This is a genomic window from Actinacidiphila sp. bgisy145 (assembly GCF_057708125.1).
The window spans coordinates 77423-91585 of sequence record NZ_JBYIRL010000023.1 but is presented as its reverse complement, the minus strand read 5'-3'; the positions used below and the strand labels follow the sequence as shown (position 1 = coordinate 91585).

Below are 14163 nucleotides of genomic sequence, written 5' to 3'. Positions count from 1 at the left end.
CCCGGGCCGGGTTTCGTCGTGGGCGCGCCCGCGTACCGCGGGTAGTCGGCACCTCACGCGCGACCCGGCCGGGTCAGCCGGCGGCACCATGGTCGCCGGTCAGCTCCACGGCCGGCGCGCCGCTTTCGCGTGCCCGGATCTCGCCGGCCACCCAGGCGTCCACATCGCGGTCGGCGAGCACCGCCAGCGCCACGTCCACCGACGCGCGCGGCAGCACCGCCATCATGCCCACGCCCATGTTCAGCGTCTTCTCCAGCTCCGCGCGGGGCACTCCGCCCAGCTCGCCGACCAGCCCGAAGACCGGCCCCGGCGTCCAGGTGGCCCGCTCGACGACCGCCTGGAGGTGGTCCGGGATCACCCGGGCGAGGTTGTTGGCCAGACCGCCGCCGGTGATGTGCGAGAAGGCGTGCACCTCGGTGGTGCGGGCCAGCGCCAGGCAGTCCAGCGAGTAGATCCGGGTCGGCTCCAGCAGCTCCTCGCCGAGCGTCCGGCCGAACTCCGGCACCTCGCGGTCCAGCGCCCAGCCGGCCCGGTCGAAGAGCACGTGGCGCACCAGGCTGTACCCGTTCGAGTGAAGTCCGGAGGAGCCGATCGCGAGCACCGCGTCGCCCGGCCGGACCCGGTCCGCGCCCAGCAGCCCGTCTGCCTCGACCACGCCGGTGCCCGCGCCCGCCACGTCGAAGTCGTCGGGGCCCAGCAGCCCGGGGTGCTCGGCGGTCTCGCCGCCGACCAGCGCGCAGCCGGCCAGCACGCAGCCCTCCGCGATGCCCTTGACGATCGCCGCGACCCGCTCCGGGTGGACCTTGCCGACGCAGATGTAGTCGGTCATGAACAGCGGCTCGGCGCCGCACACCACCAGGTCGTCCACGACCATGCCGACCAGGTCGTGGCCGATCGTGTCGTAGACCCCCATTCGGCGGGCGATGTCCACCTTGGTGCCCACGCCGTCGGTCGCCGACGCGAGCAGCGGGCGCTCGTAGCGCTTCAGGGCCGAGGCGTCGAAGAGCCCGGCGAAGCCGCCGAGCCCGCCGACCACCTCGGGGCGGGACGCCTTGCGCACCCACTCCTTCATCAGGGTGACGGCGCGGTCGCCCGCCTCGATGTCGACGCCCGCGGCTGCGTAGCTGGCACCGGTTGTCTCAGACATGGCTGGGGGAACCTTCGTGTCGGTCGTACGGGTCGGATCGGCGCGGGCTCACGGCCGGCGGAGCGCGTCGGCGGCGTCGGCGCCACCGGCCAGCTCGACCTCCAGCAGCTGCTTGCCGAGCAGCTCGGGGTCGGGCAGCTCCATCGGGTACTCGCCGTCGAAGCAGGCCCGGCACAGGTTGGGCTTGGCGATCGTGGTCGCCTCGACCATCGCGTCGATCGAGATGTACGCCAGCGAGTCCGCGCCCAGCGACTGCCCGATCTCCTCGACGCTCATGCCGTTGGCGATCAGCTCGGCGCGGGTGGCGAAGTCGATGCCGAAGAAGCAGGGCCACTTCACCGGCGGCGAGGAGATCCGCACGTGCACCTCGGCGGCGCCGGCCTCGCGGAGCATCCGGACGAGCGCGCGCTGCGTGTTGCCGCGGACGATCGAGTCGTCCACCACGACCAGCCGCTTGCCGCGGATGACCTCCTTGAGCGGATTGAGCTTCAGCCGGATGCCGAGCTGCCGGATCGTCTGCGACGGCTGGATGAAGGTCCGGCCGACGTAGGAGTTCTTCACCAGGCCGGAGCCGTACGGGATGCCGCTGGCCTCCGCGTAGCCGACCGCGGCCGGCGTGCCGGACTCCGGGGTCGGTATCACCAGGTCGGCCTCGACCGGGGCCTCGGCGGCCAGCCGGCGGCCCATCTCGACCCGGGACAGGTAGACGTTGCGGCCGGCGATGTCGGTGTCGGGGCGGGCGAGGTAGACGTACTCGAAGACGCAGCCCTTGGGGCGGGCCGCGGCGAAGCGGGAGGAGCGCAGCCCCTGCTCGTCGACCGCGATCAGCTCGCCGGGCTCGATCTCCCGGACGAAGGTGGCGCCGCAGATGTCCAGGGCGGCGCTCTCCGAGGCCACCACCCAGCCGCGCTCCAGCCGGCCCAGCACCAGCGGGCGGATGCCCTGCGGGTCGCGGGCCGCGTACAGCGTGTGCTCGTCCATGTAGACGAGGCTGAAAGCACCCTTGATCTTCGGCAGCACCTGTGGTGCCGCGTCCTCGACCGACAGCGGGGTGCCGTCCTCGCCGACCTGGCCCGCCAGCAGGGCGGTGATCAGGTCGGTGTCGTTGGTCGCCGCGACCTTCGTGGCCCGTCCGGGCCCCTGCGGCAGCGCGGCCACCATCTCGGCCAGCTCGGCGGTGTTCACCAGGTTGCCGTTGTGGCCGAGCGCGATCGAGCCGTGCGCGGTCGCGCGGAAGGTGGGCTGCGCGTTCTCCCACACGGACGCGCCGGTGGTCGAGTAGCGGGCGTGGCCGACGGCGATGTGGCCGGTCAGCGAGCCGAGGGAGGTCTCGTCGAAGACCTGGGAGACCAGGCCCATGTCCTTGAAGACCAGGATCTGGGAGCCGTTGCTCACTGCGATGCCCGCGGACTCCTGTCCGCGGTGCTGCAGGGCGTACAGCCCGAAGTAGGTGAGTTTGGCGACCTCTTCTCCCGGGGCCCAGACACCGAAGACGCCGCAGGCGTCCTGGGGGCCCTTCTCACCGGGGAGCAGGTCGTGGCTGAGTCGTCCGTCACCACGAGGCACGTTCTCGAGTCTAGGGCAGGAATGCCCCTCATCCGAACGGACGAACCTTCATTTCCTCGGGTCTACGCGCGTCATCCCTTACGCCGCAAGCAATGTGATGTTCACCGTACGCCCTCCCGGCGACCGCGCCCCAACGTCTCTTTCCAGCCACCCGCCCCCTCGTGGAGCCCGCGCCAGGGGCGCGAGGAACCGCGCGACAAGCCCCCCCCACCGGCAGGCGACCCCCCAACCCACAGAACCAGGCAACCCCCGGGGGCAAAGGGGCGCGAGGAACTGCGCGACCAGCCCCCGCCGCCATGTGGTCCCGGAACCGACAGCACCAGGCACCCCGGGGGGTCCGGCTCGGCCACCCGCATGGGTCACCCCAGGACGGGGAGGTACGGCGCGAGGTCGGCCCGTTCGCCGGAGGCGGAGACGCGGGCGGCGTCCACCTCGTCCGCGAAGCCCGCCCGCCCCGCCGCCAGCCGCAGCCAGGTCATGGGGTCGGTCTCGACGACGTTCGGCGGTGTCCCGCGGGTGTGCCGCGGCCCCTCCACGCACTGCACGGCCGCATACGGCGGCACCCGCACCTCCACCGCGTTCCCGGGCGCCTTCGCGGCCAGCGCGTCCGCCAGCACCCGCACCGCCCCGGCGACCGCGTGCCGGTCGAACCCGACCTCGACCCCGGCGGCCCTCGCCAGGTCGTCACTGTGCACGACCAGCTCCACCAGCCGCGTCACCAGGAAGTCGGCCGCCCGCATGGCGCCAAAGGGGCTCGGCACCAGCCGGTCGCTCCCGGTCGCCTCGTCCGCCAGCGCCGCCAGCCGGTCCGCCGCGGTGTCGAGCGCGGCGAGCGGATCGGCGGTCCGCGCCTCCTCCGCCCGGGTGGACGCGTCCAGCTCCGCCGCGATCCCGGCGGTGGACAGCGCCCAGGTGTCCAGGCCCACCGTCCTCGCCCCGGCCGGCGGCGGCTCCTCGTCGAGCAGCACCCCCACGGCCTCCACCTGCCGCACCATGTGCACCACCAGCAGCCGCACGTCCCAACCCGGCAGCCCCGACGGCCACTTCCACTGCTCCCCGGTCAACCCGCGCACCGCCACCCGCACATGGCCCACCTGCGCACCCAACGCCCGCCACGTCCGCGCGGGGTCGTACGTACGAACACGGCGGCGGCTCTCACTCGGGCTCGGCATACCCCCGAGCTTAGCTTTCGGGCGCCGAGGCCCAGGTCAGCAATTGCTGGGTGTCCAGCTTGATCCCGACCGGCTCGGGCAACAACACGACCTTGCCGAACGGGATGAGGTACTGCTCGTGGTACTCCCCCGCCGCCGGTTCGCTGTAGACCTTCGTGGCACGGGCATCTCGGTCGATCAGCAGGTAGACAGGAATGCCGGACTCGGCGTACGCACGCGGCTTGTCGATACGATCGCGCTGCTCGGTGTCACGGTCGTAGGACGTGACCTCAAGGACCATCAGCACGCCATCGGGGTCAACCCACTCTCCACTCTGCCCCACGAAGTTCGCGACCGGCGCGAGTACGCCGTCAGGGATGGCCCTGCCTTCCCGGTACGTCTCGATCCGCAGCCCTTGTCCGATGTGAAGATCCCACTGCGGCTTCTGCTGCATGCACTGCCGAAGCAGCCACATCGTGATCGCCGTGTGAACCGCGTCCGGCACTGTCTTGAACCCCAACTTTCCGCCGATGAACTCAAGGCGGAGACCCTCGACGTCACGGGCCGCGTCGGCAGCAATGATCTCGAACTCCTCAGGTCGGAGTTCCCCTTGCACCCGCGCTCGCGGCCGGTCATCCACGGCGGTCACCCTGTACCTCCCTGTGCCCGGATTCTCACGCTCGGCTTCTGATCGTATAGACGTCCATCAGCCGAACGTGACCACGCGGCCACGCTCACGTATGTCCATTCACCTGGACAACGAGCGTAGCCGCGCGGGTCGCGGAGCGTGGGGCGGTCGGCCCCGGGTCAGCCCTGGCGGGGCCGCTCGAAGGTGATGAGCAGGCCGTCGACAGCACCGGGGCCGATCCGGCCCTTCACGTCGCCGGACGTGATGTCCTTCAGCACCCAGCCGTCCTCGGCGTGCTTGTTGAGCGTCTTCTCCAGCTTGTCGCTGTCGAGCGCGTCCCCGATCAGCGCTTCGCGGAAGGTGACGACCTTGTACTCGTACATGTACGGCCTCTCTCGGTGGTGCGGAACGCCATGCCCCGTCACCCCCTGCTGACGCCCCACCCCCACCCAAAGGTTCCCTCCCCGGCGCCGGGGGTCAGGCGAGTCCGGGAGCCGCAGTGCGGGCCGTCCGCGCACCTCGCCCGGCCCGGCGTCCGACGGCGGAATCAGATAGTCTGATTCCATGAAGCTAATGACCGCCACCGAAGCCTCGCGGAACTTCGCCTCAATCCTGGATGCCGCGGAGCACGGCGAGACCATCGTGATCACCAGGGCCGGACGCCGCCTCGCCCAGATCGGGCCCGCCAGCGCGGGGAACGGCGCCGCGCTCAACGAAATCCTCACGACCCTCCCGACGGACGACGCGTTCGCCGCCGACGTGGCCGCGGCCCGAGAGCTGCTGACCGACGAGATGACGGCAACGTGGCCCGACGCCTGATCCTCGACACCGGTGTGCTGATCGGCATCGAGCGCACCGGCACCCCTGTCACCTTCGCCGACGACGATGACGTCGCCATCGCCGCGGTGAGCGCGGCCGAGTTGCTCCTCGGTGTCGAACTCGCCGACGAGGTCCGCCGCCAGCCGCGCGAGGACTTCGTCACGGCCGTGCTCGCGGTCGTACCGGTCGAGGAATACGGCCTCGATGTCGCCCGGGTCCACGCCCGCCTGCTGGCGCACGTACGGCGAGCGGGCAAGCCGCGCGGAGCGCATGACCTGATCATCGCCGCCACAGCGGCAGCCACCGCCCGGGCCGTGGTGACGCGCGACCGCAAAGCGGCATTCGCCGACCTGCCCGGGGTACGGATCGCGGATCTGACGCCCTGAGCGGTCCGCGCCGCGCAAAGGGGCGCCCCGCCGGAAGACCGGCGGGGCGCCCCTTTTACCGCGGATACGACGGACCCTCAGGCGAGGAGCTGCGGGATGGCCGTGTGGTGGGCCTCGGAGAGCTCTTCGAGGGGGATCTCGAACTCGCCCTGGACCTCCAGGGCCTGCCCGTCGACCACACCGACGCGGGTGGCCGGCAGGCCCCGCGCACCGCACATGTCGGTGAACCGGAGCTCCTCGGAGCGCGGCACCGCGACCAGCGCACGGCCGGCGGACTCGGAGAGCAGGAAGGTGAACGCCGACAGGCCGTCGGGGACGACCAGGCGCGCCCCGTGCCCGCCGCGCAGGCAGGACTCGGTGACCGCGGCGAGCAGCCCGCCGTCGGACAGGTCGTGGGCGGCGTCGACCATGCCGTCCCGCGACGCGGAGATCAGGATCTCGCCGAGCAGCCGCTCCCGCTCCAGGTCCACCGCCGGCGGCAGCCCGCCGAGGTGGTCGTGCACGACCTGCGACCAGACCGAGCCGCCGAACTCCTCCCGGGTCTCCCCGAGCAGGTAGAGCAGGTGGCCCTCGTCGCCGAACGCCATCGGAGTGCGGCGCGCCACGTCGTCGATCACGCCGAGCACCGCGACGACCGGGGTGGGGTGGATGGCCGCCTCACCGGTCTGGTTGTAGAGCGAGACATTGCCGCCGGTGACCGGCGTGCCGAGCTGGAGGCAGCCGTCGGCCAGCCCGCGGATCGCCTCCACGAACTGCCACATCACGTCCGGGTCCTCGGGCGACCCGAAGTTCAGGCAGTCCGAGATCGCCAGCGGCTTCGCGCCGGTCGCCGCCACGTTGCGGTACGCCTCCGCGAGCGCGAGCTGCGCACCGGTGTACGGGTCGAGCTTCGTGTAGCGGCCGTTGCCGTCGGTGGCGATGGCGACGCCGAGACCGGTCTCCTCGTTGACCCGGATCATGCCCGCGTCCTCGGGCTGGGCCAGCACCGTGTTGCCCTGCACGAACCGGTCGTACTGGTCGGTGACCCACGCCTTCGAGGCGACGTTCGGCGAGGAGAGCACCCGCAGCGCCTGCGCGCGCAGCTCCGCACCGGTTTCCGGGCGGGCCAGCGCACCGGCGTCGTCCGCCTGGAGCGCGTCCTGCCAGGACGGCCGGGCGTACGGGCGCTCGTACGTCGGACCCTCGTGCGCGACCGTACGCGGGTCCACGTCCACGATCTTCTCGCCGTGCCAGAAGATCTCCAGCCGGTCCCCGTCGGTGACCTCGCCGACGACGGTGGCGATGACGTCCCACTTCTCGCAGATCGCCAGGAAGCGTTCGACCTTCGCCGGCTCCACCACCGCGCACATCCGCTCCTGCGACTCGCTCATGAGGATCTCCTCGGGCGAGAGCGTGGAGTCGCGCAGCGGTACGTCGTCCAGCTCGACGCGCATGCCGCCGGAGCCGTTGGAGGCCAGCTCGCTGGTGGCGCAGGACAGGCCCGCCGCCCCCAGGTCCTGGATGCCGACCACCAGTTTCTCGGCGAACGCCTCCAGGGTGCACTCGATCAGCAGCTTCTCCTGGAACGGGTCGCCGACCTGCACCGCCGGCCGCTTGCTCGGCTTGGTGGCGTCGAACGTCTCCGAGGCGAGGATCGAGGCGCCGCCGATGCCGTCGCCGCCGGTCCTGGCGCCGTACAGGATCACCTTGTTGCCGGCGCCGGACGCCTTGGCGAGGTGGATGTCCTCATGCCGCATCACGCCGATCGCGCCCGCGTTCACCAACGGGTTGCCCTGGTAGCAGGCGTCGAAGACCAGCTCGCCGCCGATGTTCGGCAGGCCCAGGCAGTTGCCGTAGCCGCCGATGCCCGCGACCACGCCGGGCAGCACCCGCTTGGTGTCGGGGTGGTCGGCCGCGCCCATCCGCAGCGGGTCCACCACGGCGACCGGCCGCGCGCCCATCGCGATGATGTCGCGCACGATGCCGCCGACCCCGGTGGCCGCGCCCTGGTAGGGCTCGACGTACGACGGGTGGTTGTGCGACTCGACCTTGAAGGTGACCGCGTAGCCCTCGCCGACGTCGACCACGCCGGCGTTCTCGCCGATGCCGACGAGCAGCGCGTCGGTCTGCGGGGCCTTGGCGCCGAACTGCTTCAGGTGCACCTTGCTCGACTTGTACGAGCAGTGCTCCGACCACATCACCGAGTACATCGCCAGCTCGGCCCCGGTCGGACGGCGCCCCAGGATCTCCCGGACCCGCAGGTACTCGTCCTCCTTGAGACCGAGCGCCTTCCACGGCAGCTCCACCTCAGGCGTCTGCTCGGCATGCTGGACTGTATCGAGACTCACGCGCCTACCAACTTCTTGAGTACCGAGGTGAAGAAGCCCAGCCCGTCGGTGCGGCCGGTGCCGATCAGCGACTCGACCGCGTGCTCCGGGTGCGGCATGAGGCCGACCACGTTGCCGGCCGCGTTGGTGATCCCGGCGATGTCGCGCTGCGAACCGTTCGGGTTGCCGTAGCCGTCCGCGGCGGGGCCGTCGGTGGCGTAGCGGAAGACCACCCGGCCCTCGGCCTCCAGCTCGTCGAGCACGCGCTCGTCCGCGGTGTAGCGGCCGTCGATGTTCTTCAGCGGGATGGAGATCTCCTGGCCCGCCGCGTAGTCCGCAGTCCACGCGGTGCCGCTGGTCTCGACCCGCAGTTTCTGGTCGCGGCAGACGAAGTGCAGCTCGGTGTTGCGCAGCATCGCGCCGGGCAGCAGGTGGGCCTCGGTGAGCACCTGGAAACCGTTGCAGATCCCCAGGACGGGCATTCCGGCCCGCGCCTGCTCGATGACCGACTCCATCACCGGCGAGAAACGGGAGATCGCCCCCGCCCGCAGATAGTCGCCGTAACTGAACCCGCCGGGCAGGACCACCGCGTCGACCTGCTTCAGGTCCTTCTCGCGGTGCCACAGCGGGACCGCCTCGGCGCCCGCCACGCGCACGGCGCGCTGGGTGTCGCGGTCGTCAAGGGTCCCGGGAAATGTGACGACACCAATGCGTGCAGTCACGACTCCACCTTTACGGTGAAGTCCTCGATCACGGTGTTGGCGAGAAAGGTTTCCGCCAACTGCCGAATACGGGCGAGCGCTGCGTCGTCGACGGGACCGTCGACCTCCAGTTCAAAGCGCTTTCCCTGACGGACGTCGGAGATCCCGTCGAAGCCGAGCCGGGGCAGCGCGCGCTGTACGGCCTGGCCCTGGGGGTCGAGGATCTCCGGCTTGAGCATGACGTCGACGACGACGCGTGCCACTGGCACTCCCGATGGTGTGGTGCGTGAGGTTCTCTCAGCCTACCGGGTGAGGAAATCTACGCGAGTAGATATACCGCAACGTGACATCGGTCGCAGATCGCCGATCACGTTTGGATATCGGCTGACGAAATACCTGGGTTACCTGGCGGCGGAAAACATAGGGTCCCGGAAGCGAAGAGGCTTGCGGCGTGGATGCAGCGGGAATTAACAGCAGTAACGGGTAACCCCACCGCCCCATTCCCCCCTCGGGCGCCCCGGTCGCGGACCCCGCCAGGGTCCGCCCCCGACGCGACCGCAGGCAGCCGGCTCGAGAAAGGACCGATCCCGATGGCGCAGCGCGTACTGGTCACCCTGGCCGACGATCTCGACGGCGGCACCGCCGAGGAGACCATCGCCTTCGGCGTGGACGGCCAGTGGTACGAGATCGACCTCTCGACGCAGAACGCGGACAGACTGCGCCGGGAACTCGCTCCGTACGTCGAGGCCGGCCGCCGCCGCACCCTCTCCGGACACGCCTACAAGCGCACCCCGATCGCCCCCACCCCGGCGACCGTCCGCGCCTGGGCGCAGTCGAACGGGTTCGAGGTGCCCGCCCGCGGCCGTATCCCCAAGAAGGTCTACGAGGCGTTCAACAAGGCGAGTTGAGCCGCCGGGCGGTCCGCCGGCCCGGAGCGGCGGCCCAGGCCGCCGCTTCCCAACGCCCGTTCGCCGCGCGGGCGGTGTCGATTGGACAGGCCCCCCGGGTCGTCCGCTAATCTAAGGGCACACCGCAGGACGGGGCCGAAAAGCCCAGGTCAGCGGAGGTCACGCGGGTGTAGCTCAGTAGTAGAGCGCCCCCCTTCCAGGGGGGAGGCGCAGTGTGCGATCCCTGTCACCCGCTCTGATCACCGGCTCGTTCGGCCCACTGGGCCGATCGGGTACAGTGGTCGCAGCACCTGCGGACGTGGCTCAGTTGGTAGAGCATCACCTTGCCAAGGTGAGGGTCGCGAGTTCGAATCTCGTCGTCCGCTCCAAGGGAGAGCCCCGGATCGATCACCGGTCCGGGGCTCTCTGCTGTGCAGGGCCCCCGGGTGCGACGGTCCGGTGTGCGGTCGGAAACCGTTTTTCCGCTGCCCTGGCGGATCGGGTAGAGTGTGGACACGCCCTGCGGACGTGGCTCAGTTGGTAGAGCATCACCTTGCCAAGGTGAGGGTCGCGAGTTCGAATCTCGTCGTCCGCTCCAGCAGGAGGAAGGCCCCGGTCGGTTTGACCGGGGCCTTCGTCGTACGCTCGGCCGACTCGGCGGCGCGGGGGCCTCAGCGGCGCGGCAGCCGCGCGGTCAGCGCGTAGAAGCGGGTGACCTGCGTGGCGCCCGCGTTGTCGTCGCTGACCAGCATCAGGCGCAGCCCGCCGCCCGCGGTGTGCCCGGTGACGGCCACGCCCTCGATGTTGTCCAGCAGCGGGTTCGGCTGGGCCTGCTTGGCGGTGGCGCCCAGCGACGGGCAGGAGCCGATGTCGGCGAGCAGCGTCTTCGGCATGACCTTGACGCTCTTCTGCCCGGTCAGGTCGGTGACGCGGCTGACATCGGTGGCGCGGGACGGGTCGGCCAGGTAGAGCCGCACGGTGTTGCCGTAGCCCGAGGTGTAGCCGCGCTCCAGCACCAGCAGCCGGCCGTCACCGGTGGGCGCGATGTCGGAGACCCCGAGCAGGGTGCCGTTGGGGTCGGTGTCGACCTGGTACGCCAGCTGCCGGCCGAGCGCGAAGTCCTGGCCGTTGCCCTTGCGCTGCCAGGTCTGGAAGCGCACCAGGTCGGAGTTGTCGCCGGACAGCGCGCCCTCCATGGACGCCACCAGGGTGCGGCCGCCGGGCTGGAGCGCCAGACCCTCGAAGGTCAGGTTGGAGGTGGCCCGCCCGGCGGGGGCGACCTCGAGCGCGCCGGGTACCGGCAGGCTGCCGAGTATCGTCGCCCCGTCCCGGCTGTAGCGGCGGATCGACGGCTCGGTCTCGGAGGTGATCAGCCGGGTGCCGTCCCGGTCCACGACCAGGGCCTCGGAGTCCAGCTCCTTGCCGTTCTCGTCGGCGAGCTGCACCACCTTCTGCGGGGTGAGGTCGTCCAGCGTGTGGCCGCTCAGCGTGAACAGCGAGGAGCGGTCGGACAGCGCGTCCAGGGTGCCGTGCGCGTCCATCGCGAGCGCGGAGAAGTTGCCGACGAAGGTGCCGTCGAAGGTCGTCTTGTCCAGGGCGTCGGAGTAGCCGTCGATGCCGACGTTCGCCGAGCAGGTGCCCGCCGCCGGCTGCCCGGGACGGCCGGCCGGTCCGCCGCCGTGGGCCTGGGCGGTGCCCGCGCCGCCGAGGCAGGCGAGCGCGGTCAACAGGACGGTCGGGGCGGCGAGAAGAGCCTTCGTGCGCACAGGTGACACTCCACGTTCGGTGGCAGGAGTCATTACGCCGCACGATTCTGCACGACCTTGCGGGCCGCGGGGTGAAACGGAGCACGACGAGCAGTCGAACGCCCGCGGCGGGCCGCCGTGCGCCGCCGCGGGTGCGGGCGGTGGCGCACGGCCTCGCACCGCTACGACCAGGGCAGGCCGGTCAGCCGCTCGTACGCCTCGAGGTAACGGGCGCGGGACTGCTCGACGATGTCCTGCGGCAGCTCCGGCGGGGGCAGCTGACCGTGCCGGTCCCACCCGGACGCGTCCGAGGTGAGCCAGTCCCGGATGAACTGCTTGTCGTACGAGGGCTGGGCGTGGCCGGGCTCCCAGCCGTCCGCGGGCCAGAACCGGGAGGAGTCCGGGGTCAGCACCTCGTCGGCGAGCACCAGGGGCGCGCTGCCGTCCTGGGCCGCGGCGCCGTCGTCGTAGCCGAACTCGAACTTCGTGTCCGCGAGGATCAGTCCGCGCTCGGCGGCGATGTCCCGGGCCCGGATGTACACCGCGAGCGTGTTCTGCCGCAGCAGCGCCGCGGTCTCCGCGCCGACCTGCCGGGCCACCTCCTCGTACGACACGTTCTCGTCGTGCTCGCCGACCGCGGCCTTGGTCGCCGGGGTGAAGATCGGTGCGGGCAGCTGCGAGCCGTCCACCAGGCCCTCGGGCAGCGCGACCCCGCAGACGGTGCGGCTGCGCTCGTACTCGGCCAGGCCGGAGCCGGTCAGGTAGCCGCGGGCCACCGCCTCGACCGGGACCATCCGCAGCGACCGGCAGACCATGGTGCGCCCGGCCCAGTCGGCGGGGGCGCCCGCGGGCACCTCGGTGGAGACCACGTGGTTGGGCGCCAGGTCGGCGAGCTGGTCGAACCACCACAGGGACAGCCGGGTCAGCACCCGGCCCTTGTCCGGGATGAGGCTGGGCAGCACCCAGTCGTAGGCGGAGGTGCGGTCGCTGGCCACCATCACCAGGTCGCCGGCCTCGTTCCGGTACAGGTCCCGGACCTTCCCGGTGTGCAGGTGGGTCAGGCCGGGCACCTGTGCGGGCTCGGGCTTGTCGACGAATCCGGGCATGTGCGGGTCCTCCCCAGTCGGTGGCTCGGCTCCGATTCTCGCCTACGGGGGCGGCCGCGGCGCGCGAGGGCCCGCCCGGCCGGGCAGGTCCGGGGTGGCAGGTCCGGGTGGCGGGGGCGGGGGCGGTCCGAGGGGGGCGGCCGGTCCCCCGTGCGGAACGGGGTCAGTCCCGCTTGCAGATCCGGTCGAGCAGGTTCGCGGTCGCCCGCTGCACCCGCGCGTCCACATGGCCGGGCCGGTCCAGCGCGGGCGACCAGGCGAAGGTGCCGGACGCGAAGACGTACGCCCCGCTGGGCGCGCGGTACAGCGACGTCTCCTGGTGGCACATCCGGCCGTCGGTCGCCTCGTACGGGGAGTGCGCGAGCAGGATGCGCTCGGTGGAGTCCGGCAGCGGGACCCGCGGGAAGTAGCGGTCGGCCTCGCCCGCGACGAGCCCGGGGATCTCGGTGCCCTCGGTCGCGCCGGTGGCCTCCCACAGCCAGTGGTCGGCGTTGCGCACCACCAGCGGCGCGGGCTGCGGGACCCGGCCGGCGTACTGCACCCCGATCAGCAGCTGCTCCGGCTCGCCCTGGTCGCGCCACAGCGCGGTCCGGCCCTTCGCCGCCTCGCCCTGGCCGCCCTCGCCGCGGCGCTTGCGGCAGGTCAGCAGCCGGTCCGGGCCGCCGTCCGCGGCCGGGGCCAGCTCCACCTGCCAGAACATGGTGTTCGCCGAGAGGAAGACCAGCGAGGTGCCGCCCTCCCGGGCCTGCTCGGCCGCCCGGCGCATCGGGGTGGACCAGTACTCGTCGTGCCCGGGGAAGACCAGCGCCCGGTAGCGGTCGGGGGCGATCCGGCCCGCGTGCAGGTCGCGGGCGTCGGCGTACGCCAGGTCGTAGCCGTAGCGCTCGGCGAACCGGACGAAGTCGTAGGCGTGGCCGATGTGCAGGGGCAGGCCCGCGCCCGCGTAGGGGCGGTCGAAGGAGACGGTGGTCGCCGCCTCCTCCTCGCCGAGCAGCCGCCCCTCGTCGTCCCACGCGTGGTACAGGCTCGCGCCGGTCCGGCCGTCCTCCGGATAGAGGTTGTACGCCTGCCAGGTGATGTCCGGCAGCAGGAGCAGCAGATCGGCCGGGGCCTCCAGATCCCGCACGGTGAACGGCACATGGCTGCGGTAGCCGTCGGCGGTGGTGAGCACCGCGACATAGGCGCCGGTCTTCCAGTACGGCGGGATGTGCAGCCGCCACGACTGCCACCAGTGGTGGCAGGAGACGGTGCGGCCCGCCACCAGCGGGGCGGGCTGCGCGATGCCGGACAGCCGCGGGCTCGCGGTGACCTGGGCGGCGCCATCGCCTCCGTAGTGGCCGATCCGGTAGACGTCGACGGTGAACTCCTGCGGCGGGTCCACGGTGATCCTGAAGTCGATCGCCTCGCCGGGCGCCGCGGCCGACTGGGCGGCGAACCCCTTGATCTGCCGGCGCACGTCGTCCGCGGTGCGCGGGCCCGGCAGGTGCGGTTTGCGCGGCGCCTTCCCGTTGCTCGCGGCGAGGTCCACGTACCAGGGCACCACGCGGCCGTCGTCGCCCGGGTACTGGGGTTCTCCCGTCAGCCACGGAAGCGGGCCCTGGCCGAACGGGTCCGAGACCCCGTGCGCCAGCGCGCCCGACTCCCAGCGTCGTACTTCCCCCACGACATCGCCTCCCGCGTCTGCGCTCCGCGCGGTGCAACCGTGCGGTGTGCTCACGCTC

Annotated in this window: 14 protein-coding genes and 3 tRNA genes; 6 read left to right on the top strand and 11 right to left on the bottom strand. The window is 71.8% G+C overall.

Annotation, left to right across the window (positions count from 1 at the left end):
* Positions 1 to 73 precede the first annotated feature (73 nt).
* The 5 genes from purM to AC3ERT_RS21465 all read right to left on the bottom strand — a co-directional run bounded on the left by purM (position 74) and on the right by AC3ERT_RS21465 (position 4875).
* Positions 74 to 1147: a phosphoribosylformylglycinamidine cyclo-ligase gene (purM, locus tag AC3ERT_RS21485; protein ID WP_435134120.1), complete on the bottom strand. Its 1074-nt coding sequence runs from the start codon at positions 1145 to 1147 to the stop codon at positions 74 to 76.
* Positions 1148 to 1195: 48 nt separating this feature from the next.
* Positions 1196 to 2713: an amidophosphoribosyltransferase gene (gene purF / locus AC3ERT_RS21480; RefSeq protein WP_335970239.1), complete on the bottom strand. Its 1518-nt coding sequence runs from the start codon at positions 2711 to 2713 to the stop codon at positions 1196 to 1198.
* A gap of 359 nt (positions 2714 to 3072) precedes the next feature.
* Positions 3073 to 3885 carry a maleylpyruvate isomerase family mycothiol-dependent enzyme gene (locus tag AC3ERT_RS21475; RefSeq protein ID WP_435176142.1) on the bottom strand — a complete coding sequence of 271 codons (813 nt, stop codon included), beginning with the start codon at positions 3883 to 3885 and terminating at the stop codon, positions 3073 to 3075.
* A gap of 10 nt (positions 3886 to 3895) precedes the next feature.
* Complete coding sequence (locus AC3ERT_RS21470; RefSeq protein ID WP_435134115.1) at positions 3896 to 4513, bottom strand: Uma2 family endonuclease; 618 nt, start codon at positions 4511 to 4513, stop codon at positions 3896 to 3898.
* 158 nt (positions 4514 to 4671) lie between these two features.
* Positions 4672 to 4875: a DUF4177 domain-containing protein gene (locus tag AC3ERT_RS21465; protein WP_335970233.1), complete on the bottom strand. Its 204-nt coding sequence runs from the start codon at positions 4873 to 4875 to the stop codon at positions 4672 to 4674.
* 181 nt (positions 4876 to 5056) lie between these two features.
* Here AC3ERT_RS21465 and AC3ERT_RS21460 point away from each other — a divergent pair, with 181 nt between their 5' ends.
* The gene (locus AC3ERT_RS21460) at positions 5057 to 5311 is read left to right on the top strand and encodes a type II toxin-antitoxin system Phd/YefM family antitoxin (protein ID WP_335970231.1); all 255 of its coding nucleotides are present in this window, start codon (positions 5057 to 5059) and stop codon (positions 5309 to 5311) included.
* Complete coding sequence (locus AC3ERT_RS21455) at positions 5296 to 5697, top strand: PIN domain-containing protein (protein ID WP_335970228.1); 402 nt, start codon at positions 5296 to 5298, stop codon at positions 5695 to 5697. The genes AC3ERT_RS21460 and AC3ERT_RS21455 overlap by 16 nt, the downstream gene beginning before the upstream one ends.
* Positions 5698 to 5774: 77 nt before the next feature.
* On the opposite strand, the gene purL is transcribed toward AC3ERT_RS21455, so the two are convergent.
* From purL to purS, 3 genes are read right to left on the bottom strand one after another with little or no spacing between them, the layout of a single operon-like run.
* Entirely contained in the window at positions 5775 to 8024 is a 2250-nt protein-coding gene (gene purL / locus AC3ERT_RS21450; protein WP_435176139.1) for a phosphoribosylformylglycinamidine synthase subunit PurL, read from the bottom strand.
* Entirely contained in the window at positions 8021 to 8725 is a 705-nt protein-coding gene (gene purQ / locus AC3ERT_RS21445) for a phosphoribosylformylglycinamidine synthase subunit PurQ (protein WP_335970223.1), read from the bottom strand. The genes purL and purQ overlap by 4 nt, the downstream gene beginning before the upstream one ends.
* The gene (gene purS / locus AC3ERT_RS21440; RefSeq protein WP_335970220.1) at positions 8722 to 8967 is read right to left on the bottom strand and encodes a phosphoribosylformylglycinamidine synthase subunit PurS; all 246 of its coding nucleotides are present in this window, start codon (positions 8965 to 8967) and stop codon (positions 8722 to 8724) included. The genes purQ and purS overlap by 4 nt, the downstream gene beginning before the upstream one ends.
* Positions 8968 to 9294: 327 nt before the next feature.
* Between purS and AC3ERT_RS21435 the strand changes: the two genes are divergently transcribed.
* The 4 genes from AC3ERT_RS21435 to AC3ERT_RS21420 all read left to right on the top strand — a co-directional run bounded on the left by AC3ERT_RS21435 (position 9295) and on the right by AC3ERT_RS21420 (position 10189).
* On the top strand, positions 9295 to 9612 hold the full coding sequence (locus tag AC3ERT_RS21435) for a histone-like nucleoid-structuring protein Lsr2 (RefSeq protein ID WP_335970218.1): 318 nt from the start codon (positions 9295 to 9297) through the stop codon (positions 9610 to 9612).
* Between the two features lie 163 nt (positions 9613 to 9775).
* A tRNA-Gly gene (locus AC3ERT_RS21430) sits at positions 9776 to 9847 on the top strand.
* Positions 9848 to 9904: 57 nt separating this feature from the next.
* Positions 9905 to 9980: transfer RNA gene (locus tag AC3ERT_RS21425), tRNA-Gly, on the top strand.
* A 133-nt stretch (positions 9981 to 10113) separates the two neighbouring features.
* Positions 10114 to 10189 (top strand) — tRNA-Gly (locus AC3ERT_RS21420).
* A gap of 73 nt (positions 10190 to 10262) precedes the next feature.
* Here AC3ERT_RS21420 and AC3ERT_RS21415 read toward each other — a convergent pair.
* The 3 genes from AC3ERT_RS21415 to AC3ERT_RS21405 all read right to left on the bottom strand — a co-directional run bounded on the left by AC3ERT_RS21415 (position 10263) and on the right by AC3ERT_RS21405 (position 14105).
* Positions 10263 to 11357, bottom strand: a complete 1095-nt coding sequence (locus tag AC3ERT_RS21415) for an esterase-like activity of phytase family protein (RefSeq protein ID WP_435176137.1) — start codon at positions 11355 to 11357, stop codon at positions 10263 to 10265.
* 161 nt (positions 11358 to 11518) lie between these two features.
* Entirely contained in the window at positions 11519 to 12442 is a 924-nt protein-coding gene (locus AC3ERT_RS21410; protein WP_435176134.1) for a phosphoribosylaminoimidazolesuccinocarboxamide synthase, read from the bottom strand.
* A gap of 163 nt (positions 12443 to 12605) precedes the next feature.
* On the bottom strand, positions 12606 to 14105 hold the full coding sequence (locus AC3ERT_RS21405) for a N,N-dimethylformamidase beta subunit family domain-containing protein (RefSeq protein WP_335970211.1): 1500 nt from the start codon (positions 14103 to 14105) through the stop codon (positions 12606 to 12608).
* Positions 14106 to 14163: the final 58 nt, after the last annotated feature.

Excerpts from the sequence above, each read along its gene's own strand:
- purM (WP_435134120.1), bottom strand. The coding sequence starts at position 1,147 with ATGTCTGAGACAACCGGTGCCAGCTACGCAGCCGCGGGCGTCGACATC.
- AC3ERT_RS21475 (WP_435176142.1), bottom strand. The coding sequence starts at position 3,885 with ATGCCGAGCCCGAGTGAGAGCCGCCGCCGTGTTCGTACGTACGACCCC.
- AC3ERT_RS21465 (WP_335970233.1), bottom strand. The coding sequence starts at position 4,875 with ATGTACGAGTACAAGGTCGTCACCTTCCGCGAAGCGCTGATCGGGGAC.
- AC3ERT_RS21460 (WP_335970231.1), top strand. The coding sequence starts at position 5,057 with ATGAAGCTAATGACCGCCACCGAAGCCTCGCGGAACTTCGCCTCAATC.
- AC3ERT_RS21435 (WP_335970218.1), top strand. The coding sequence starts at position 9,295 with ATGGCGCAGCGCGTACTGGTCACCCTGGCCGACGATCTCGACGGCGGC.
- AC3ERT_RS21410 (WP_435176134.1), bottom strand. The coding sequence starts at position 12,442 with ATGCCCGGATTCGTCGACAAGCCCGAGCCCGCACAGGTGCCCGGCCTG.